The sequence below is a fragment of the Vibrio syngnathi genome (genome assembly GCF_002119525.1).
Lineage (GTDB): Bacteria > Pseudomonadota > Gammaproteobacteria > Enterobacterales > Vibrionaceae > Vibrio > Vibrio syngnathi.
Window position 1 is genome coordinate 2,912,585 of sequence record NZ_CP017916.1, and the last position, 23,488, is coordinate 2,936,072.

19 protein-coding genes and 1 riboswitch are annotated in these 23,488 nt (G+C 43.4%); of the genes, 5 read left to right on the plus strand and 14 right to left on the minus strand.

Annotation, left to right across the window (positions count from 1 at the left end; translation table 11 throughout):
* Positions 1-21: 21 nt before the first annotated feature.
* From K08M4_RS13140 to K08M4_RS13200, 13 genes are all read right to left on the minus strand, one after another.
* Positions 22-552, minus strand: coding sequence for a prepilin-type N-terminal cleavage/methylation domain-containing protein (locus K08M4_RS13140; protein ID WP_086050147.1), 531 nt, complete (start codon positions 550-552; stop codon positions 22-24).
* A 34-nt stretch (positions 553-586) separates the two neighbouring features.
* Positions 587-1,162, minus strand: a complete 576-nt coding sequence (locus tag K08M4_RS13145; RefSeq protein ID WP_009847857.1) for a prepilin-type N-terminal cleavage/methylation domain-containing protein — start codon at positions 1,160-1,162, stop codon at positions 587-589.
* A 79-nt stretch (positions 1,163-1,241) separates the two neighbouring features.
* Complete coding sequence (locus K08M4_RS13150; protein ID WP_086050148.1) at positions 1,242-1,697, minus strand: MSHA biogenesis protein MshF; 456 nt, start codon at positions 1,695-1,697, stop codon at positions 1,242-1,244.
* A gap of 3 nt (positions 1,698-1,700) precedes the next feature.
* A complete protein-coding gene (locus tag K08M4_RS13155; protein WP_086050149.1) occupies positions 1,701-2,924 on the minus strand; it encodes a type II secretion system F family protein in 1,224 nt (407 codons plus the stop codon).
* Between the two features lie 12 nt (positions 2,925-2,936).
* Complete coding sequence (gene mshE / locus K08M4_RS13160) at positions 2,937-4,661, minus strand: MSHA fimbrial ATPase MshE (protein WP_086050150.1); 1,725 nt, start codon at positions 4,659-4,661, stop codon at positions 2,937-2,939.
* A complete protein-coding gene (locus tag K08M4_RS13165; RefSeq protein ID WP_086050151.1) occupies positions 4,651-5,805 on the minus strand; it encodes a tetratricopeptide repeat protein in 1,155 nt (384 codons plus the stop codon). The genes mshE and K08M4_RS13165 overlap by 11 nt, the downstream gene beginning before the upstream one ends.
* Positions 5,806-5,807: 2 nt before the next feature.
* Positions 5,808-6,647, minus strand: a complete 840-nt coding sequence (locus tag K08M4_RS13170) for an ExeA family protein (protein ID WP_086050152.1) — start codon at positions 6,645-6,647, stop codon at positions 5,808-5,810.
* Between the two features lie 53 nt (positions 6,648-6,700).
* Positions 6,701-8,374, minus strand: a complete 1,674-nt coding sequence (mshL, locus tag K08M4_RS13175) for a pilus (MSHA type) biogenesis protein MshL (RefSeq protein WP_086050153.1) — start codon at positions 8,372-8,374, stop codon at positions 6,701-6,703.
* 15 nt (positions 8,375-8,389) lie between these two features.
* Positions 8,390-8,722 carry an MSHA biogenesis protein MshK gene (locus K08M4_RS13180; protein ID WP_086050154.1) on the minus strand — a complete coding sequence of 111 codons (333 nt, stop codon included), beginning with the start codon at positions 8,720-8,722 and terminating at the stop codon, positions 8,390-8,392.
* Entirely contained in the window at positions 8,715-9,362 is a 648-nt protein-coding gene (locus K08M4_RS13185) for a type IV pilus inner membrane component PilO (protein WP_086050155.1), read from the minus strand. The genes K08M4_RS13180 and K08M4_RS13185 overlap by 8 nt, the downstream gene beginning before the upstream one ends.
* Positions 9,362-10,804 (minus strand): MSHA biogenesis protein MshI, encoded by a 1,443-nt coding sequence (locus K08M4_RS13190; protein WP_086050156.1) that lies wholly within the window; start codon positions 10,802-10,804, stop codon positions 9,362-9,364. The genes K08M4_RS13185 and K08M4_RS13190 overlap by 1 nt, the downstream gene beginning before the upstream one ends.
* 2 nt (positions 10,805-10,806) lie before the next feature.
* Entirely contained in the window at positions 10,807-12,822 is a 2,016-nt protein-coding gene (csrD, locus tag K08M4_RS13195) for an RNase E specificity factor CsrD (RefSeq protein ID WP_086050157.1), read from the minus strand.
* Positions 12,823-12,983: 161 nt separating this feature from the next.
* Positions 12,984-13,541, minus strand: a complete 558-nt coding sequence (locus K08M4_RS13200; RefSeq protein ID WP_009847868.1) for a single-stranded DNA-binding protein — start codon at positions 13,539-13,541, stop codon at positions 12,984-12,986.
* A 278-nt stretch (positions 13,542-13,819) separates the two neighbouring features.
* On the opposite strand from K08M4_RS13200, the gene K08M4_RS13205 reads away from it, so the two are divergent.
* The 4 genes from K08M4_RS13205 to K08M4_RS13220 all read left to right on the plus strand — a co-directional run bounded on the left by K08M4_RS13205 (position 13,820) and on the right by K08M4_RS13220 (position 20,336).
* The gene (locus tag K08M4_RS13205; RefSeq protein WP_086050158.1) at positions 13,820-14,467 is read left to right on the plus strand and encodes a LuxR C-terminal-related transcriptional regulator; all 648 of its coding nucleotides are present in this window, start codon (positions 13,820-13,822) and stop codon (positions 14,465-14,467) included.
* 154 nt (positions 14,468-14,621) lie between these two features.
* Entirely contained in the window at positions 14,622-15,494 is an 873-nt protein-coding gene (galU, locus tag K08M4_RS13210) for a UTP--glucose-1-phosphate uridylyltransferase GalU (RefSeq protein WP_086050159.1), read from the plus strand.
* A gap of 150 nt (positions 15,495-15,644) precedes the next feature.
* The gene (gene uvrA / locus K08M4_RS13215) at positions 15,645-18,476 is read left to right on the plus strand and encodes an excinuclease ABC subunit UvrA (protein ID WP_086050160.1); all 2,832 of its coding nucleotides are present in this window, start codon (positions 15,645-15,647) and stop codon (positions 18,474-18,476) included.
* Positions 18,477-18,572: 96 nt separating this feature from the next.
* Positions 18,573-20,336, plus strand: a complete 1,764-nt coding sequence (locus K08M4_RS13220) for a PglL family O-oligosaccharyltransferase (RefSeq protein WP_086050161.1) — start codon at positions 18,573-18,575, stop codon at positions 20,334-20,336.
* Positions 20,337-20,440: 104 nt separating this feature from the next.
* Here the strand turns inward: K08M4_RS13220 and K08M4_RS13225 are convergent, their stop codons facing one another.
* On the minus strand, positions 20,441-21,580 hold the full coding sequence (locus K08M4_RS13225; RefSeq protein ID WP_086050162.1) for a pyridoxal-phosphate-dependent aminotransferase family protein: 1,140 nt from the start codon (positions 21,578-21,580) through the stop codon (positions 20,441-20,443).
* A gap of 176 nt (positions 21,581-21,756) precedes the next feature.
* Positions 21,757-21,934, plus strand: a riboswitch (Lysine riboswitch).
* Positions 21,935-22,043: 109 nt separating this feature from the next.
* Between K08M4_RS13225 and lysC the strand changes: the two genes are divergently transcribed.
* Complete coding sequence (lysC, locus tag K08M4_RS13230; protein WP_086050163.1) at positions 22,044-23,411, plus strand: lysine-sensitive aspartokinase 3; 1,368 nt, start codon at positions 22,044-22,046, stop codon at positions 23,409-23,411.
* Positions 23,412-23,488 lie beyond the last annotated feature (77 nt).

The following is a 23,488-nucleotide window of genomic DNA, read 5'->3' on the forward strand; positions in this document are numbered from 1 at the left end:
CCTAGAAAAGAAAGCATCAATTTATGGCGCAGCTGGCATTCCACAAGCTGTACCAGCTGTACCAGCTTGCAACACAACAGTTGCAGGGGTATCCGCACCCGTAGCAGCAGTATAACGAACACACTGCTCTGTAAAGCCTCTAAAACCTAAGTCGATCCATAAGTTAGTTTGATCTGTAGCAGTCTTTTCCGCTTGTAGGACAACGAATTCACCAGATAAGTCTAAGGCTTGAACGATTCCTCCAAGGTTAGCGGTGTCATTGTTAACTGCCGTTGGGTAACCAAAATGATGAGCGATATTGTCAATTACCGTTCCAGGCGTGTTTGCATCAGTCCAGGCTGTATAAGTCGTACCTTCAATACCACCGATAGCAGCACGCCCATAAGTTATTCCCATTGCGCCCGCAACTGCACCACGCAGCCCTTCTAAAGAAGCGGTACGAGCATCATCTTGTAAGTTTAAAAAACGAGGTGCTGCAGTAACTGCAAGAATACCTAGAATAACAATTACCACCACTAGTTCTATTAGGGTGAAACCGCTTTGTTTTTTCATAGTCTTTTCTCTCTATGTATATTTAAACGCAGGTTTACTGCAGTGTTACGGTCACACGACCAGTTCTAATCTCGTAAACGAATTGATGCTGAGTACCGCCTTCCAATTGAATGTAAGTGCAGTAGTCATTACTATTATCCGCTTGCGCTGAATATTTGTAATTCGAACCATTAGCCACATTGGTTAATGTTCCAACTTTAGGAGGGTTCTGAAGTAGATTTTCCATTAAATCGACACACGAAGCATCAGTCACATCATTAGACGGAGCTGAAGCTGAATTTGTGTTTATAGACCATGGGTAGCCGTCTCTAAAATTAGTGCTTCCATTGCTACTCGTTGATCTGGTTAGCCAAAAATCAACACCATCGTAATTTACAGTATTGTATGTTTCAACACCAATTCTTTCTGATGGACGAGCTTCCGCTTCCCATTGCGCTCTTGCTGAAAGTACGCCTGTCGCAAAACCACCCGCGACACCTTCAATACTGGCTTTCTTAGCTTCGTCTGTCACATCCAAGAAACGGGGTAAAGCTGCAACAGCTAATAAACCCACAACAACAATCACTATGACTAACTCGACTAGGGAGAAACCCTTTTGATTTTTAAGCACTTTCTACCTACTCATCTAATTGCTAATGCGCATTATACATTTGACCATGCATAAAACCATAAAAACAGCGTCAATACGTTCACAAGGCCAATATATTGACTTTGACACTAAATCTTTCTTTTTTAAGTAATATATCTATCTGATACTTGTCACTATAATGATAACGACAATGAAAGTGTATGTTATCACTTTTGTCTTCAATACTTGGAGATCTGAGACCTAAAATACTCCCCTGAGGATATAATTGCTCCAACCAATAACCGCAATTTCGAGTCGAGTCTTGAATTGGCATAACCCATCCCGTTCTGCTATAAGTCTTAGGCGGTTTCGAATCATTTTTTTGCTCAACACCGGATAACAAATACTGCTGTTTGAACAAATTAGCTTGCTCAAGAATTCGCTTACTTGCAACAATCAATGCCGTATTCGTTGCTTCTTCTTCTACTGCTTTCCATACAGAAAGCAGTCCCATAACGAGAAAAAGAATAACCGCAACCCAAATAACAAAACGTGAGCGCTGTAGGCTATTCAGCATCCTCTAACCTTTGATTGCATCCAGCATTCCCCACATTGGTAAGAAAATACCCAGAGCTAAAATCAGCACCATTCCCGCAACGATGGTCAACAGAATAGGTTCAATTCTAGCGGTTAACGTTTTTAGATCGTAATCAACCTCTCGGTCGTAAAAATCCGCAACTTCGAGCAGCAATTCATCAATACGACCCGTTTCTTCACCCACAGAAATCATTTGTATCACGAGTGGTGTAAAAATTTCGCTGTTAATCGCGGTAGAAGAAACGGTACTTCCCGCTTCTATTGCCGATTTCATGCCTTGAACACGAAGTTCTAAAAAACGATTGTCCAGAGCTTCAGCCGATAGCGATAACGATTGGTTAAGTGGTACGCCAGCTTTTAGCATCAAAGCAAAAGTACGTGAGAAGCGCGACAATAGAGCTCGATTGACCACTCCACCAATCACTGGCATTTTTAAGCGCAGCCGATCCCACTTTTCCCACCCTTTATCTGTCTTAACCCATGCTTTAAAAGCAAAAATAAGACCAAAGATTAACCCAAGCATTAACCCCCAGTAATTAACAAAAAACTCAGACATCCCCATTAAAATACGGGTTGGAAGCGGCAAGTCGACCCCAAAACGCGCGAACATGCTCGAAAACTGAGGAATCACGAATATATTCAAGACAAACATAGCGATTGTAATAAAAGTAATAACGAACGTTGGGTAACGCATTGCCGTTTTAATTCGCTTTCGAGTTTCAACCTCTTGTTCGTAGTATCCAGCCAGTTGTAACAATGCCTGATCTAAACGACCGGTATTTTCACCAACACTGATCATCGATACAAACAATGGACTGAAGGCCTTAGGGTGCATTTGCATCGACGCCGCTAATCCACGACCGTTTGTAAGCTCAGCGACCACTTCTTCAAGTGCTACTTTCAGTTGCTTATTTTCACAATGCTGAGTTAACCCTTTCATCGATCTTAATAGCGGAACGCCCGCCTTAGTTAAGCTATACAACTGTCGGCAAAACAAAACCAACACCTCTAAAGGCACATTCGGGGAGAACAGACTGGATACATCCATATCCAAGATTGAACCGCCACTTTTTCCAAGTTGAATCGAAGTTGGAATGATCCCTTTACTCATCAAGCTGTCAGCAGCAAGATCTTCGTTATTCGCATCCAATTGGCCAGTCACTTGACTGCCATCAGAACTGCGACCTACATAACGATAAGTTGGCATATCACTCTACCCCTACAGATAAATTGGATCAGTGGCACCAGAAGCATCGCCTTCGCCAAGGTTCATTACCTCATCGAAGCTCACAACACCCTGCATGGCCAATTCCATCGCAGAAGCTAACAGCGGTTTGTAGTTTTCAGACTGCCTTGCTGTTTGAGCAAAACCAACGGCATCATTGGCTCTAAGCGCATCCATCATAGGTTGATCGAGCTCCAACATTTCAAACACACCAACACGACCGCTGTAGCCTGTCAAATTACAATTTTGACAACCACGCCCTTTCATAAATGGCGTACCTAGCTGGTTTGGGAAACGAACACTCAACCATTGCTTACGCGCTTCATCCAGCTCATCATCAACCTTGCAATCAGTACATACCTTACGGACTAACCGCTGCGCGACCACGGCTCGAACAGCACTTGCTACCAGATAACCCGGAGCCCCCATGTCCATCATACGCAGTGCACTGTCTACTGCATCGTTGGTATGCAGAGTACTTAACACTAAGTGACCAGTAAGTGCCGCTCTCAAACCAATTTCAACGGTTTCGTGATCTCGCATCTCACCAATAAGAATGATATCCGGGTCCTGACGTAGGAAGGTTCTCAAAATTGTTGAGAAATTGAGGTTAATCTTAGGGTTTACCTGAACCTGATTCACACGAGGAAGACGGTATTCTACAGGGTCTTCAGCGGTAATGATCTTTTTACCCGGTTCGTTTAATTCACTTAACGCACCGTATAGAGTAGTTGTTTTACCTGAGCCCGTAGGCCCGGTAACGAGGATCATGCCATGCGGGCGGCGTAATTGATGACGAAGACGAACGAGCAAATCACTTGGAATGCCTGACAACTCCAATTTACGTAGGCCCGCAGATTGATTAAGCAAACGCATAACCACTGACTCACCGTGCTGTACTGGCATAGTCGACATACGAATATCGACCGATTGACCTTTAACGCGAATATTAAAGCGACCATCTTGAGGTAATCGTTTCTCTGAAATGTCGAGGTTAGCCATCAGCTTCAAACGCAAAACCAGTGCAGAAGCAATATTCACTTCATTCAACAACGTTTCATGCAGAACACCATCAATACGCTGACGCAAACGTAATACGTTTGAATCTGGTTCAATATGAATATCAGACGCACCAACTTGAATAGCATCTTCAAACAGCGAGTTTACTAGCTTAACGACCGTAACTTCGTCGCTGTCTTCTTCAGCGATATCAAAATCAAAGGCTTCATTAACTTTATGCTCAGCATGAAGCTGCTCAGCAAATGAGGCAATCTCTTTGGTTCTTCGGTAATAACGGTCGAAACCATCAACTAATTGTCTCTCTTGTGCGACGACAAATTCGAGTGCGTAGCCGCCTAGTTGACTCAGCAAAGATTCTTGGGCAAACAGATCGGCAGGATCACTCATTGCAACACGTAATGTGTCACCTTGACGCCCAATGACCAAAGCACGAAGGCGGCGAGCATGAACCTCAGGTAAAAGCTGCACAGCTTCGACGTCAACATTAGCTCGGCTAATATCAATAAGAGGAATAGCAAGCTGTTGCGACAAGAAACTGAGCATTTGCTGCTCTGATAAAAAGCCAAGCTCGATCAGTGCATCACCAAGCTTGCGGCCTGTCCTTTTTTGAGCGGCCAGAGCTTGTTCAACTTGATCTTCAGTAATGATGCCCTCTTCTACGAGCAAATCACCGAGCCTTTTTCTTAATCTAATTTGCATCGCCACTCTCCTCTAAAGCATTGAGTATTTTTAAACGATCACGTACAAAGCCTTGCGACTGAGATGAGATCCCAACTCTAACCAACGCTCCTTGGTATGATTGCTTTGCAGCCGTGAAATCAAGTTGACGCTCTTGTTGAATCGCTAAACCTAACCACCAGCGAGCATTCTCTGAATCGACCTCAGTCAATTTTTGGTAGCTCTCTAGCGCAATATCTTCTTGCTGAGACTTTTGACTTAATGCAGCGCGCATTGCTAAGTAGTCTTGAGTTGGACTAGGTGGTAAGTGTATTAATGGGCTCAAAGCAGCTTCCGCTTGATTGGCTTTCACAAGTAGCTTCGATAAACCTAGGCGCAGTTTTTCACTGTTGATATTAAGTTTGATGCCCGACTGAAATAACTCATAGGCTTTTCGCGTGTCACCTTTCCCAAAATAGAGGATAGCGAGTTTCTGGCGCACGTCTTCATTTCGAGGAGTATAACGCAAAGCTTCAGTGTAACCTTTCAAAGCACCTGTAAGATCATTGGCATCCAGTGCTTTTTGAGCTCGCCCTTGTGCATTCACTGATAACTGCTCAGGCGTCAATTCCACCTGCTCAATCAACATTCCACTGTTTTCTGAATCGCCAGACGTTTCAGGCTGATTAGATACTGGTGCGCGATCTTTTTTAGCCACGCTAGCAACAAGCATTGGCTTTGCTACTTTTGCTTTCGGTGTGCCTTGAGATTTAGAGTTTACTTGAGGCTTTGTAGCTAAAGGAGTTGATACTATGACTGAATCAGATTTAGCTTGAGCACTTTTTAGTATTGCCGTGTTGTAAGCCGAAAGGTTCGCTGAATCTAGCGTCACTAACTTCTTAGTCGGCGAGGACACTGGTTGAGTAACGGCCGCTTCAGAACTACCCTCTAAATTGCCTTCAGAACTATCAATAACAGAAACTTGTATATCTCGAGTTGATATTGAGTTATCGACAGTTGGGCCTTGAGATATAGCCCAGCCTCCCATGGCCAAGCTAAGCGTAAAACCTGCGACTACCCAAACCAATGGAGAACGCGTTTTAACCTTAGGTACCACCGCAGCTTCAATTGAAGTCGCTGATTTTTTTTTTGCCAATTCAGACAAGGCGCTGTTAATGACGCTCATAATTAATTCCAACCCCACAGTATTGGCGTTTTAAATTTAGGCTTACATACATCGTATGTTTCATGCATAGCTGAAAACAGGTGCTGATTATCGACACTTCTCTTATCTTCACTAAACGAAAGCAAAAGAGCTTTATGACACAGTTGATTTATCAATCTTGGAATGCCTAACGACGAGCGACAAATGGCTTTTTTTTGATTCAAGCTGAACAACTCGGTGTTACCACCTGATTTAACGATCCGATTATCAATATAAGCTACCGTTTCATCGAGAGTAAGCGGTCTCAGTGTCGAACTGAATGTGATTCTTTGACGAAATTGCCTTAGATGATAAGCCTCTAATCGAGCATCCAATTCAGGCTGACCTAATAAAACAATCTGCAGCAGTTTTTTATCTTCAGTTTCAAGGTTACCGAACAACCTTAATGTTTCGAGAGCTTCATCCGACAACGCCTGAGCCTCATCGAGAATCGCCACAACTCTTAAACCTGAGTTATGTAACTCAATGAGTTTATGTTGAATGTTATCAACTAAGGTGGCTTCGTTATCGATAGTCAAACCCAGTTCTTTAGCCACGGCTTGGCGTAAATCCGCGCCGGAGAGCACCGGATTTGGCAAGTAAATAAGGGCGGCACTATCGTTGAGCTGATTGACCAACATCCGGCACACCATGGTTTTCCCAGTGCCTACCTCTCCGGTCACTTTTATCACGCCCTCACCCATTTCTAACGCCGATATTACCGTTTGAATTGCTTCAAAGTGAGGCACTAAACCATAAAAGAAATCGGTATTCGGCGTTAAGGTAAACGGTAACTGTTCAAAACCAAAGTGAGCTTGATACATAAGATGATCCAGCTTAGTCAATGACGACCAATCTACATTGAGACGATGAGCAATTATTCTTCATCAGGGAACCATTGCTGAAGAAGGTCACGAGAACGCTCCAACTCAGTTTGCCAAGTGTTCACACCGACAATCGTTGGTTTCAATAGAATCACTAACTCTGTTTTTTGAGTCAACTGACTGGTATTGCGGAATAAATGACCTAACGCTGGAATATCACCAAGAAATGGAACTTTTGAGGTCATGTCACTGGTATTTGATTTCATCAATCCACCAATAACAACAACATCACCATCCTGTGCTCGAATCACTGAGTCCGACTCACGAATCGAACTTTTTGCCAAAGGCAGCTTCACAACGCCGGTTGTTGAGCCTAGGTTGAGCTCTTTCACTTCCTCTTCCACCTCAATAACGGCAGGGTGAACATGTAAAAACACATTACCTTTATCATCGATCTGCGGCGTCACATCCAACGAAATACCAGAGAAGAATGGGGTTAACTCAACTTCAGGGGCAACATTCGCGTTATCGCCACTACCTACCGAGCTTGATAACTCTGTCACGTAGTATTCATCAGTACCCACTTTAATCACTGCTTTCTGATTATTAGCCGCTGTCACTCTTGGGCTAGATAACACATTCAAGTCACCCTGTGTGTCCATGAAACTCAAGACGGCTTCAAAACTACCACCAGAGACAACCAGATTAGATTGACCACCTAAAGCAGCGCCGATCGGGTCCATGCCTGGCAATGTACCCGGGATAATTGTACCAGCCGCATTTTTAACGATAGAACCCATACCGAGCGTGTAGTTCGTACCGTTCGACGAAAACATCTTGGTCCAGTTAATGCCTTGTTGATAGCCATCACTCAACGTCACTTCCATGATTTTGGCTTCCAAGATAACTTGGCGCTGCAGGCGTTTCTGAGAAATACCAAGAAACTCACGAACCTCTCGGATTTCATCTGGGTAAGCACGTACCGTAATCACACTCGCTTGTGGGGTAACCACAACGCTTTGTCCATCACCAGAACCAATTAAGTGGGAGACTGCCGCTTCAAGCTGCGGCCAAAAATCACTTTCAGAGATCGTTTCAATCTCCGTACCACCGTTAGATGTGGAGCTAGACGAATTAGAGTTCGATGAGTTTGAATTCGAGTTAGACGAATTAGAATTAGAATTAGATGAGTTCGAGTTAGAATCTGAAGTAGAAATTGTTCCAGTAGTAATCGTCGTTAAAGAACGACCAGAGCGCTTTACTTGCAAGTAATCGACAGGAATCGTCACCGTACGCAAACCAGCCGGATAAATTTGAATCACCTTGCCACGTTTTTCAATATCGTAACCATACATATCCTGAGCAACAGCCAGTACTTCATCTAACGTCACGTCTGTTAGATTTAGAGTGAGTTGTCCAGCAACGCTTGGATGAATCGCGGCACTGTACTCTGTACCTTTTACTAGACTTGCAAAAAAGGTTCTCGCTTCAACGTCTTTTGCCTGAATACGAAAGCGCTTAACCGTTTCCATATTCGAAGACATAGAGTCCGAACTTAGCTGAGGCATAAGGTCATCTTGTACCGACGAAGGTAAGTTATGAAGTGCTTTGCTATTCGCTTCATTAATAGATTCGTTTAAAGACTCTTTTATCTCAACAGGGTCTCTATGCCCCATCGAACAGCCGACTAAAGATGACACTAGAATTGCTACTACAAGTTTACGCATGTCTTCACTCTAACCTTAATTATTCTTAACATCTAAAGAGAACATCTCTAATTTCCACTGCTTAGAGCTCCTCTGCAGAGTGACGTACTCTGGATCTATGTTCTTAACTCGGTACCCTCTGATCGTTTCTCCTTGTTCGAGAATCTGACCATTCATAATCGCATAACAAGGTGTATCGCCCTTGCAAACAATGCTCTCTAGGGACGGTAAACGATATTGAACTGACGCCTTTTTAGCTGACGCTGATTTCTGCTGGGGTGAAAGCCAACCTAATGGCGCAGTTGGATCTTGTTCTGCCCATACCACGGAGTTACCAAACAGCAAAGATAACACTAGAGCTCTAACCACCGATAAACTCCTGTCTGGTACCTAGGGTGTAAACCTCGAACACAAGTCGAGCTTTGGGATATTCTTCTACTGAATACTCAAACGTGCGCCAATAATAGCTCACAGGAAGTGACTCAAGTGCTTGAAGATAAATTGAAATATCGAAGTAACTACCCGTCAACTCCATTCTAACAGGATGGAGAAAGTAATTTGAATTATCACTGTTCTCTTGATTGTTCGAAATAGCTGCTGGTTGTAACGATTCTAAAGATTCAAGCTTCAGTCCATTACCTGCATTCAGAACGCTCTCTAATAACTGCGCCATTTGAGAAGGTGTAACCAACCTATCAACGATTTCAGCGAGCTCAAATGATAGCTCTTGGCTCTCAACCAATAGTTTTTTTAACTCAAGATCAATTTCTTTATCTGGGTCTTTGTTCAACTTGGCTTGTAGAACAAGTAATTCACCTTGCTGTTTCTGATTTGACTGCGTAAGGCTCATCGACTTCACATTCTTTTCTTGTACATCAAGATAGGCCGGTTCAATCAATAAGGTAAATAAAAGCATGGATAAGCCCACTAGACCACACACGAAAAGTAGCCATTTCTCTCTCAGGCTTAATGCAAGAAACTTATCGCTAAGTTGATTCCACAGTTGCATTATTCACCCTCCCTATGAGTACTTAACTCAAACGTCACCACATCTTGCTCATTACGACCTATCTTTATCTTTTCAAAGGTACGTCCGACTAAATTAAGTTCATTCTTAAATTGACCAACCCAATTTGGAACTACACTTGCATCACGGGCAAAACCATTAAGCTCTAAGATATCGTGAGTCATGTATATGTGAGAAAGCGAGATGTCATTTCGGCCTAATTGAGCGAAGGAGTTCATGACGCCAGAATACCCGACTTGCTGAGATTCATCGAATTGACTGACCGCCTTCAACGCCTCTTTATTAGCTTGTATCTCACTAGTGAGACGAGCAACTGCAGCTACCTTGTTTGGAGACGGTTTATGTTGAATTAACTGACTGTTTAATTGGTTAACTTGCTTGTTAAGTTGATTTGAGTCTTGTTGTAGGGCTATTAGTTCTTTATCTAGATTAGAAACTTGATACTGCATCGCGAAGTAACCACCAAGCAGCAAAACACAAACTCCCCCCCAACTTGCAACAACATTGGTCAGCGTAAAATATTCTTTCTTAGGCTTGAGATGCTCAGGGTAAAGGTTGACGGTAAAAGTCTCTTTTTCAGCAGAGAGTTTAACCAACAATTTCTCTGCATTTTCACGTTCACCTTCAATAAGCAAAGAAACAGTCGAACTCAATGTGCTATTTAACACACTCTGTAATTCAGCTTCATCTTCCTCATCACAGCATATTTTTAACTGATGAAGTTGGGTGCCTTTAATTTGAGAAGAAAGGTAATCAATCGATCGTTGGAGTTCTAAAGCTAGACCATCCAACTGTAATGCACTTGATGCGGCACCAGTTAAGGGGGGGACAACACTGCGGATTGTTCTTTGGAAGCAAACCGTGTTTTCAACAAATGCACCAAGCTTAAAATGTGAGTTGGGGCTGCGTTGTAAAAGAATGAAATTAGAGAGCTCACCAGCACTGTAGCCCCAAACTTCATCTTCGGGAGCAATACCTTTCAGATCAACTTGTGCTGAATTAGTAATGCTTACAAGTTTGTCCAATAGCTTTTTAGGCAAAACATACACTTGTAGCTTATTCGAGGTCGGTAGCGCTACCGCACTCGCTGTAATATCAGTCACCCTTTCAGAGATCAGATCTTTCAATAGAAAAGGCAATGCAACCGACCATTCACTCTGTGGAATGTCCGGTTTATCAATTTGATAAGTTTGGTAGTAGTTCGCACAGACAATTAGCTGAAGGCTATCACTAGTAAGTGACTCACTGCTCAACAATTTTTTCAGCGCACTTTCCCAGTCACCGTTAACCACAGGAAAACTGGTGATTTGAGGTTCTGACTCAGCCGATGAAATATAAACGGTATCATTGCCCAAAAGGACAACTTGAGAACTACCGTTATTATTCGTTGGCTTTATTTTGTCTAAAATCGCTTTAAAATTCATGCTTAACTATTACTCTTACGCCATCGATTTCTTCGACCGACTTTTACAACGGATTCAGCTTTCACTGTCTTCTCCCCTTGAGTAGGCAAGGGAATTATTTGTTGTTCTTCGTCGAAATATCTCCCTTGATAACCGTTAATGCCTAACTCTATCAAGGTATTCTTTTCTTGCTTTGTCTCAACTCCGACCGCGATCACTTCAGTTGGAGAATCACCGCATGCGCCAATCAGACTTCGAACAAACAGTTGGTTTTCATGCCTTTGATCGATTTTCTTTACCAAACTTCGATGAAGCTTAATATAGTTAACCTTCAAATCCTTTATATAATGAGTGCTAACAATGGTTCGCCCAGCTTGGCCAACCACCATTTTACACCCTAACCCTTTCAACATCTTCGCCACTGGTCGCATATAATCAAGGTGAGTAATTAGATGGCCTTCTGAAAACTCAAAAGCAAGCTGAGAACGATGCTGAGCAGACAGCTGTAACAACTCACTTCTGAACCATTTAAAATGTGATTTATTTGCAAACGGAGTGACACTCAAGTTCACAGAATAATTGACAGGCTGCGTTGATACCTTCAGCGACTTAAACAAAACCTTCAAAACCGATTGATCCATTTGAGCTTGATAACCGACTTGTTCTACCGCAGACATAAAGCGAGATGATTTCAATAAACCTTTGTCTGGATCTTGAATTCTAATAAATATTTCTTTATGCAATTCATTAGCTTGACCTGAATCCGGCATAAGATAACACCGCTGAGCAAAGATTACTAAATTTTCAGGTAGCAGGGCTTTATCAAGTAATGTTCTCCAGCGAACACTGCCTCTGTCTATCTCACTTTTATTTTCTTTTGGGTAACGGCTCCAGTTATTAATGCGCTCTAACTGAGCGCTCTTTAACGCGGTTTCCGTTTCATCCATAATTTGGCTATGGCGTTCACCTTCGGTATACATGGTCACGCCAATATGGCACCAGTTATCTGATTCCAAAGGCTCCGGCGGAGTCAATTTATCTAATTGCCTTAAACATTGAGCAGCCAACGTCGCAATATCCTTTGTTCCTTGATGCGGAATAAACACGGCAAAGTCTGCTTCGTAATAGCGAGAAAAAATGACATCGGGGTAACGCTGAACAATATTCGACAATACTTCACCAACTTCAATAATAAATCCGTCGGTGATCTGCTTGTCATTGGCATCTCGAACTTGCTCCCACTCGTCGATACGTATCAGTAAAACGCCTCCACGAGCGCCACTTTCATGCAGTGCCGATTCAAGTTTGTTATCAAATAGTACTCGGTTGGCTGTACCAGTGAGCTTATCTAGAAAAGTATGGGTGCGAATAAAGGTATCAAAGCGACTTCGTTCTTGGCGTGCATCTTTCAACTCTTCAATCAGTACATCAAGCGCTTCACTTGCCGTATATGGCCATTCTCGCTCGTCCCCTTTTGAATGAGCCTCTACCTGCCCAGCAAGGATCATTCTCCCTCGCTCTTCCAAAATCTCTGATCCCATTAACTGTTCTTTTAACCAACGAACACCACGAGCCAAACAGAAAAGGATCAATGCCACCGCCAAAGTAATCGACCACATAGCTTCAATCGAATAGTTGTAACCAATATAAGGAGGGAGTGCTTTAAATTCGATTTGATAGCCTTCATTTCGGTCTAAAATGAAGCTTCTTTCATAGAGACGGTTTGGATCAATTTGTGGGGAGGTATCTTTAAATCGGTAAACGATACCGGTCTTGTTTGAAAGCTTCATCTCAACGATATTGCTTGCCTGCAACATCTTAGGCATCCAACGTTGCATTGAATACGCAGCATCTGGATCTTCCATCTCTTTATCTACGACGTCGACAATACCAACCAAATAATGGTCTAAATATTCCTGTCCAATACGCTTAAAGGAAAGTGTGCCACCAATAAAAAGGATGAACATCGCACTGATCACTATCACGGTGACAAATGCGACCAATCGAGTGCTCAATTTTAGTGTCGGGGTATATCTCATGAATAACGAAATCCTTTTCAACTCACATTATACCGTATTGCTACTTATACTATAAATTGACGTTGTAAATAAAGCGTTAAGAATTGTAGGTAACAAAAAGCCGCGATGAACGCGGCTTCTTCCAATTTAATACTGTTCTTATAATATATTAAAAACAGAGTTTAAAATGGGATGTCATCATCAAAATCCATCGGCGGCTCATTATATTGAGGTTGAGCCTGCTGAGGAGCTTGTTGAGGTGCTTTTGGCTGCTGTTGAGCAGGCGCACTGTATTGTTGTTGCTGCTGTTGTGGCTGCTGTGGTTGACCCCAACTACCTTGCTGTTGGTTGTTACCCATACCACCTTGGGCAGGAGCACCGCCTTGAGCACGACCGCCAAGCATTTGCATTACACCATTGAAGCCTTGAACAACGACTTCTGTTGTGTAGCGATCTTGACCGCTTTGATCTTGCCATTTACGCGTTTGAAGTTGACCTTCAATGTAAACTTGAGAACCTTTACGTAGGTACTCACCAGCAACTTCCGCCAGCTTGCCAAACAGAGCAACACGGTGCCACTCTGTTTTTTCGCGCTGTTCGCCAGTTGCTTTGTCACGCCATGACTCTGACGTTGCAATGGTAATGTTCGCTACTGCGCCGCCATTTGGCATGTAACGAATTTCAGGGTCATTACCTAGGTTACCCACTAATATAACTTTGTTAACTCCACGGCTAGCCATGATTTGCTCCGTCTAAATTCATAGTCTCAGAAAATTTTAGCGCACAAGAATAGCATGCTTTTCTGCAGTGATAAATCGCATTCCTATTCTCTCCTCACGACAAAGATTAAAAACGTAACAAATCATGATATTCAGAGCGATGTTGCTTTTTCCTCCACTTACAAACCACTCATTTACTTTGAGAGTTGATATTCAACGCAAGTCACATAAAAGGTGCTAGAGAAGTAAAAATGTGCATGACAACGTGAAATCTCATTAAATATAAACAGGACGTTTCAATGAGAAAATCTCGATACGCTCGCACTTTACACTTTCTGTGCATCGACCCAAACGAAACCTATCTACACGTAAAAGAAATCGAAAAACACTTATCCATTATTCTCTACAAAATGACACCAAGTGAATTGATGCTAGTTGATAGAAAGCAGAGCAATCGTATCCTGCTTGTTGATTACAAAGAGGTTACACAGCTACTGGCTATTTGTCCTAACTTACCCGTGATGTGGAAGAATCATGAGATAATCTTATTCAATGTGCCTCAGCAACTTCCTACCTCTGAACTGCTAACCTACGGGGTATTAAAAGGACTCTTTTACAACACAGATCAAAAGGACAAGATTGCTCGTGGTCTTCAAGAAGTGATCGATGGTGACAACTGGCTACCAAGGAAGGTGACTAATCAGCTTCTGTTTTATTATCGTAATATGGTCAATACCAATACGACCCCAACCAATGTTGATTTAACTATTCGTGAAATCCAAGTCATTCGCTGCCTTCAATCAGGATCATCCAATACCCAAATAGCCGATGACCTGTTCATTAGTGAATTTACGGTCAAGTCTCATCTCTATCAAATATTTCGTAAATTAGCGGTAAAGAATAGAGTTCAAGCTATTGCATGGGCAAACCAAAACTTGCTTGCATAACCGCTCCGCCTCTAATCTGACAATAATTTTGAGGGAAGCTCGAGTAATCATAGGTATTGTTGCTGAATTTTCGACATAACATATGCTAGAGTTGCCCTCAGAAATATCAACAAATCAGTTGAATCAATAATTATTACAGATAAAGGGTCTTATCATGATCAAAAAGTGCCTTTTCCCGGCAGCTGGCTACGGTACACGCTTCCTACCAGCAACGAAGTCAATGCCTAAAGAGATGATGCCTGTTGTGAACAAACCTCTGATTGAATACGGCGTTGAAGAAGCCATCGAAGCGGGTATGGATGGTATGTGCATTGTTACTGGCCGTGGTAAGCACTCATTGATGGATCACTTTGATAAGAACTACGAACTTGAACACCAAATTAGCGGTACCAATAAAGAAGATTTGCTGATTAACATCCGCGAGACCATTGAAGCGGCAAACTTCACTTACATTCGTCAACGTGAAATGAAAGGCCTAGGTCATGCGATCTTGACGGGGCGCGAGCTTGTGGGTGATGAACCATTCGCAGTTGTACTTGCCGATGACCTTTGTGTTAATGAGCAGCAAGGCGTACTGGCTCAGATGGTTGCGCTATACAAACAGTTTCGCTGTTCAATTGTTGCAGTACAAGAAGTTCCAGAAAAAGAGACTCACAAGTACGGCGTAATATCTGGTGATATGATCAAAGATGACCTGTTCCGTGTTGACGATATGGTTGAGAAGCCAGAGCCAGGCACTGCACCAAGTAATTTAGCGATCATTGGCCGTTACATTCTGACTCCAGACATTTTTGAACTGATCGAACAGACAGAACCAGGTAAAGGCGGCGAGATCCAAATCACTGATGCATTGCTGAAACAAGCAAAAGCAGGCTGTGTATTGGCTTACAAATTTAAAGGCCAACGTTTTGACTGCGGTAGCGTTGAAGGCTATATCGAAGCAACGAACTACTGCTTTGAAAACCTATACAAGAAAGACCAAAAGCAAATCGAATTAGGCAAGCACTCGACAAAGAAAGAAGCATAACGACAGGTTAATAACCAACGTTTAAATTGGTAGAAAGGGTGGCTCTTTGAGTCACCCTTTTTTGTTTACTGTTTTTTTATCCAGTAAAACTTTGCACAAATCTCACTCTATGTAATACTTTAGCCACTTAAAATTACATGGTCTGTTGAGATGGATAAAATAGAAATTAGAGGCGCTCGTACGCATAACCTCAAAGACATTAACCTAACCATACCTCGTGATAAGCTGACGGTTATCACCGGGTTATCAGGTTCAGGAAAGTCGTCACTTGCGTTTGATACCCTCTACGCAGAAGGTCAACGTCGTTATGTTGAGTCTTTGTCGGCATACGCTCGTCAATTTCTATCTCTCATGGAAAAGCCTGATGTCGACCACATCGAAGGTTTATCTCCAGCCATCTCCATCGAACAGAAATCAACTTCTCACAATCCTCGTTCAACTGTTGGCACCATCACTGAAGTCTATGATTACCTAAGACTACTTTATGCTCGTGTCGGTGAACCGCGCTGTCCTGATCACAATACCCCTCTTGCAGCACAAACCATCAGTCAAATGGTCGATAAAGTCTTAGAACTGCCTGCTGGTTCAAAGATGATGCTGCTGGCTCCGATAGTCAAAGAACGTAAAGGTGAGCACGTTAAAACGCTTGAGAATCTAGCGGCTCAAGGCTTTATCCGTGCCCGTATTGATGGCGAGACCTGTGATTTGTCCGATCCACCCACATTGGAACTGCACAAGAAGCACACCATTGAAGTTGTCGTTGATCGCTTTAAGGTTCGCCCAGATCTTCAACAGCGTTTAGCTGAATCGTTTGAGACGACATTAGAGCTCTCTGGTGGCATCGCCGTAGTCGGTTGGATGGATGATAAAGAACAAGAAGAGATCGTATTCTCTGCAAACTTCGCTTGTCCAAAGTGTGGTTACAGCATGCAAGAACTTGAGCCTCGCCTGTTCTCATTCAATAACCCGGCAGGTGCTTGTGGTACGTGTGATGGACTTGGGGTTCAACAGTATTTTGACCCAAGCAGAGTGATTTTAGATGAGAACCTAAGTATTGCGGAAGGTGCGATTAAAGGCTGGGATCAGAAGAATTATTACTATTTCCAGATGCTGACATCGCTATCAGACCATTATGGTTTTGACCTTTATGCGCCATTTAATTCTCTACCAAAGAAAACCCAAGAGATCATCCTCAAGGGCTCTGGTAGAACTGAAGTTGAATTCAAATACATCAATGACCGTGGTGATATCCGAGTAAAACGCCACCCCTTTGAAGGCATTTTAAATACGTTAGAACGCCGTTACCGCGACACTGAATCTAGCGCGGTGCGTGAAGACCTTGCCAAGTACATATCAACGAAATCATGTTCTAGCTGTGATGGTACACGCTTAAGATTAGAAGCTCGAAATGTCTTTATTGGCGATACCACACTGCCAGAAATCGTTCAGCTCAGCATTGCTGATGCACTAGAGTTTTTCCAAAACTTGTCGCTCAGCGGCCAGCGTGGACAAATTGCTGATAAAGTGATGAAAGAGATCAATGATCGTCTGCATTTTTTGGTGAACGTTGGTTTGAATTACCTGAACCTATCACGCAGTGCAGAAACACTGTCTGGTGGTGAAGCGCAAAGAATTCGTCTAGCAAGTCAAATTGGGGCCGGTTTAGTTGGCGTTATGTATGTGCTGGATGAACCATCGATTGGCCTCCACCAGCGTGATAATGAACGTCTACTGCAAACTCTGGTTCACCTAAGAGACTTAGGAAATACCGTACTTGTTGTTGAGCATGACGAAGATGCGATTCGTTGCGCTGACCATGTTATCGATATAGGCCCAGGCGCAGGTGTTCATGGTGGCCACGTAGTCGCCGAAGGTACCATGCAAGACATCATCGAAAATCCGAACTCTTTAACTGGGCAATACCTCAGCGGCGCCAAAGAAATTGCGGTCCCCAAACAAAGAACGCCTATCGATAAGAAAAAGGTCGTCGAGATCGTTGGCGCGACTGGGAACAACCTAAAGAATGTCACTGCGACAATCCCTGTAGGCTTGTTCAGCTGTATTACCGGTGTATCGGGATCCGGTAAATCAACACTCATCAATGACACCTTCTTTAAAGTTGCTCACACTCAATTGAACGGTGCAACAACTGCAGTTCCGGCGCAGCACAAAAAGATTAAAGGCTTAGAGCATTTCGACAAAGTAATCGATATTGATCAAAGCCCTATCGGTCGAACCCCAAGATCGAATCCTGCAACCTACACTGGTATTTTCACTCCAATTCGAGAGTTATTTGCAGGTACACAAGAATCACGATCTCGTGGCTACAAGCCAGGTCGATTCAGTTTTAACGTTCGTGGTGGTCGTTGTGAAGCGTGCCAGGGAGACGGTGTCATCAAAGTAGAGATGCATTTCTTGCCAGATGTGTATGTACCGTGTGATGTGTGTAAAGGTAAGCGTTATAACCGTGAGACTCTAGAGGTCCGCTACAAGGGTAAAACCATTGATGAAGTTTTAGAGATGACTGTTGAAGATGCTCGAGAATACTTCAACCCTGTTCCTGTTATTGCTCGTAAGCTGCAAACCTTAATGGATGTTGGCCTTTCCTACATTCGCCTCGGACAAGCAGCGACAACCTTATCTGGTGGTGAAGCCCAACGAGTTAAATTGGCACGTGAGCTATCGAAACGAGATACAGGTAAAACCTTATACATTCTCGACGAGCCAACAACAGGGCTTCACTTCCACGATATTCAACAGCTATTAACGGTATTACATAGATTACGTGATCACGGCAATACGGTTGTCGTGATTGAGCATAACTTAGATGTCGTTAAAACGGCTGATTGGATCTTAGATTTAGGCCCAGAAGGCGGCCAAGGTGGTGGTGAGATTGTTGCAGAAGGTACACCTGAAGATGTGGCTTTAGTCGAAGGTTCGCATACGGCTCGCTTCCTTAAACCTATGTTAAATTTGAAGTAGGTGTAAAATAGCGCCCTGTGAGCAGACAGAAAAATGTTAAAGTAACAGAGCTTGTTTCAGAAGGAACAAGCTCTGTTTTTATAAGGTTAGGGATTTATGGCAACATTACATACTAGCGGTACCAAGCTAGAAAGTCAGAGAACTCAGCTTCCGCTTAACAAGGCATTCCTTGCCTCTTTAGCTGTTGTATTCTTATTAGCCATGCATTTTTTCATGCCCAATCCTGGAGGCTCCGGCCTCGCTTTATCCTTTAATCCAACCACTTGGTTAGCTCTTAGCTTTACGTTGGCGATTGGCTTCTACCAGCTTGCCACTAACCGAGCACTCAAATATTCAAAGTTAACCGTTGGCTTACTAATAAGCTGCGTGATACTGACGCTGCCCATTATTTACAGCAACGCCTCTCCTCAAGCCGCATCAGGCCGACTACTGGGATTGTGGGCGGGCTTTACATTATTCGTCGTGCTGCAACAATTTAAGTTCAGCAATAAGCACAAGCAGCGCATATTGTGGTTCATTGTGCTTGCTGTTGTCATACAGGCACTATTTGGCTATGTGCAATATTTCCTATTAGAACCTGGTAACCTATTTGGCTACAACACTGCGGCCAATAGACCTTATGGGATATTCCAACAATCGAATGTTATGGCAAGCTTTCTTGCTACAGGTTTTATGCTGTCAGCTTATCTCTTAGCAAGGCAGCCTGCTAAATATAACCATAAGATCAGCGAATCACTCCTACTGTATTTAACACCAGCCTTAACCGTACCTCTGCTGATCATCATCGCATCACGTACCGGATGGTTGGCTGCCGTCATTGGGTTTGTATGCATTCTGCCTTATCTATACAAGTTCTCGACCAAGAAACGCTTCTACGGGTGGTGTGCATCAATGCTCGTCGGTATCGTGGTCGCTTTTTCGGTTATCAGCCTTAGTGCAACTGATAGCCTCGCAAGTAAAAGGACGAACTTAGAAAGTCCACGAGCTTATACCTTTCCACAAGCGCTCGATATGATGATCGAAAAACCATTTACCGGTTATGGCTACGGAAAGTTCGAATCCGAATACACGCTATACACAGCCCGCCAACATCAACTTAACTCAAATTATCATCCCGGCCTTCCTGCAATGGATCACCCACACAATGAGTTCCTGTTTTGGGGGGTTGAAGGCGGAATAGTACCAATCATCGGGATCTTGATTGCTGCAGTGTTGGTGATGTCACGCATAGCAAGCTCAGCGAAAGGAACACGTCTAGCACTACTTGCGCTATTCATACCGATACTCTTACATTCTCAGCTTGAGTATCCTTTTTACCACTCGGCGATTCACTGGATAACCTTTATCATTTTGATTTACTGGGTCGATCAACGGACTTCTCGCCACTATCAGCAGCCGTTTAGTATTGTCAGTAAAACCCTATTCAGAGTGTCGAGCTTAGTCGTTCCTATCTTGGTGAGTTTTTACATGCTGAGTGCCTTACACACCAATTATGTACTCACTAAATTTGAAATGTCTAAGCCGAAAAACCCGGACATTCTTAAGCAGGTAACGAACCCCGTAGTCTGGAAAGATCGCTATGATTGGGACGTATACAGTACCTATCTAAATATCGGCCTCTACAAAGCCGATCCTAGCCTGATCCAACCTTATATAGATTGGTCGTTAGAGATCATAAAGAGTAAGCCAAGGCCTACTTTCTACAGTAACCTGATTCTCGCGTATCAAGGATTAGGTGATCACAGCAAGGCAGAACAAATTCGCAGTGAAGCGAGCTTCTTGTTCCCAAATCGAGACTTTTCAAAGGTTCAGTATAAGAAAGTATCACAAGAAGAAGATAACCTGTCGTCTACTGAGTGATGTTTAGCTCTCGGAACTAAAGCACCATTTCTGACCTTTCGGTTAGGCACAAAAAAGCGCACGATCTCTCGTGCGCTTTTCTTTTAAACTTCAATTTATTACCATTATGTTAAAACATCTTGCAACGCTTTTAAGCACAAAGCGACATTCTCTTTTCGAGCACCGTAACCCATTAGGCCGATACGCCACGCCTTACCAGCCAAAGAGCCAAGCCCAGCACCGATTTCAAGGTTATATTCTTCTAACAGCTGCGTTCTTATTTTGGCTTCATCAATCCCTTCAGGGAAGTAAAGCGCATTCAATTGAGGTAAGCGACTCTCTTCATCAACCACAAATTCCAACCCCAAAGCTTCTACGCCTGCTTTAAGTTTTTGGTGCATCGCATAGTGACGTGACCAAGCATTGTCTAGGCCTTCATTTTTCAATAAAACCAACGACTCATGCAGAGCATATAGGCTGTTCACAGGCGCAGTATGGTGATAGCTACGCTTACCTTCTCCACTCCAATAACCTAATACCAAGCTCTGATCCAAGAACCAGCTTTGTACGGGAGCTTGACGTGCTTTCATTTTATCAACAGCACGTTGAGAGAACGTCACTGGAGATAAACCAGGTACACAAGACAGACACTTCTGACTGCCAGAGTAAACGGCATCAAGCTGCCATTCATCAACTAACAATGGCACACCACCTAATGATGTCACCGCATCCACAATCGACAACGCATCAAACTGACGAGCTGTTGCTGAAATAGCTTGAGCATCCGATAATGCTCCTGTAGACGTCTCGGCATGCACAAATGCGACAGCAACAGCATCAGGGTTTTCTGCCAATGCTTTTTCTACCTTTTTAACGGAAACGGGTTTGCCCCACTCATCATCGACAAGGATCGCTTCACCACCACAACGCACAACATTCTCTCGCATACGTTCACCGAAAACACCATTGCGACAAACAATCACCTTGTCGCCAGGTTCAATCAAGTTAACAAAACAGGTTTCCATGCCCGCACTGCCTGGAGCAGAAACGGCAATCGTAAATTCGTTTTCCGTCTGAAAAGCGTATTTGAGAAGCTGTTTAAGCTCATCCATCATCGCAATAAATAGCGGGTCTAGGTGACCAATGGTTGGACGGCTTAAAGCCTGTAAAACTTGAGGGGAAATGTCTGAAGGCCCCGGCCCCATTAACGTTCGGTGTGGCGGATAAAAGCTATCAATAGCAGTAGTGAGTGTTAAATTAGACATATACATACCTTACGTTAATGTTGTGAACAATCCACCCTAAAGCAAATTGATTACCTCAGCAATTAGCCATAAGTATTGAGGTCAAACCAGTGTCACATAATTGTTAAAATTATTTTTCAATTATCTCACGTTACGGATTGACATTATTTGCGCAAACACGTTCAATGAAATGGCTATCTAGCAGAAGAGGAGCACTGCCCAGGCAGGTGTTTTGTGGAACCGCATTTCCAATACAAAACATTCATGGGGAGCAGTGCCGAGATAATAAAAGGATGCAGGACCTTTATTATCGGTTGAGCGGGCTGAATCCCGGCAACTGTCGCCATTTCTATATGGTGAGGAGCTTCTGAGGTTACTATTCTAATAATTCCTCTCTTTTTGCTCTAAATACTCTCTTCGAAAAACATCGGACGTTGGATTACCCAACAGTAATTTTATTTTAGGAAATCGTGGGAGATATATCGTGAGTGCATCTAATGTAGCTGGTTCTTTTAATGTCGCTAAGTTTGGTGGAACAAGTGTTGCCAACTTTGAAGCAATGAGCCGTTGTGCTGCTATTATTGAAAACAACTCAAATACGAAACTGGTCGTGAGTAGCGCATGCTCTGGCGTCACTAATCTGCTTGTTGAACTCGCGAATGGTGTTCAAGATAAAACTCGTCGCCAAGAACTAGTCACACAGTTAACCGACATTCATAATACGATTCTTGCTCAGTTAGCCGATCCGAGCAGTATCGAGAAAGAGGTTCATAGCATTCTCGATGATATTGCGAGTGCAGCCGAAGCAGCATCATTCCAAGTAAGCACAAAGCTTACTGACCACCTTGTCGCATGTGGCGAACTGATGTCGACACATATCCTCGCTCAAATCATTCGCGAACGTGGCACACCAGCGGTTCGTTTTGACATCAGAGAAGTGATGTGCACCAATGATGACTTCGGTAAAGCAGAACCACAACTGGAAGATATTGCAGCCCTTGCACAGCAGAAACTGATTCCACTTTGCGAAAAACAAGTTGTCGTTACCCAAGGTTTTATCGGTGCCGATAGAGAGGGTAACACCACAACGTTAGGTCGTGGCGGCAGTGATTACTCAGCGGCACTGATTGCAGAATCGGTACAAGCGATTGGTTTAGAAATTTGGACTGATGTTCCAGGCATCTACACCACAGATCCACGCATCGCACCGAAAGCATCTCCTATCCCAGAGATCAGCTTCAGTGAAGCATCTGAGATGGCAAATTTTGGCGCGAAGATATTACACCCTTCGACTCTAGTTCCTGCACTACGCCATCAAATCCCGGTTTTTGTCGGCTCATCAAAAGCACCAGAGCTCGGTGGAACATGGATTCGTCAACAGGTTGAAAGCTCTCCTCTATTCAGAGCGCTGGCCCTGCGCTGCAACCAAACCATGGTTACACTGCGTAGCGCTAACATGTTCCATGCTTACGGCTTCCTAGCAAAAGTATTCGAGATCCTGGCTAAACATAAGATCTCGGTCGATCTTATCACTACCTCAGAGATCAGTGTCTCACTTACTCTCGATCAAACAGATACATCGGGTGGTGCTCCTCAGCTACCAGAAGCCGCTCGAATTGAGCTTGAAAAGCTGTGTTCTGTGGATATTGAACATGACCTATGTCTTGTTGCTCTTATTGGCAACAACATGAGTGAAAGCAAAGGCTATGCGAAGCAGGTGTTCGGCACGCTTGAAGACTTCAACCTACGTATGATTTGTTACGGAGCGAGCCCACACAACCTATGCTTCTTGCTTGATGAATCTGTCTCAAAGTTAGCGATTCAAAAGCTACATCAAGAGCTGTTTGAATAAAACGACGGTTGCTCGATTAGTTTAAAATCACCAAACGACAGATACAAAAAGGGTTGCTCTTAAGCAACCCTTTTATT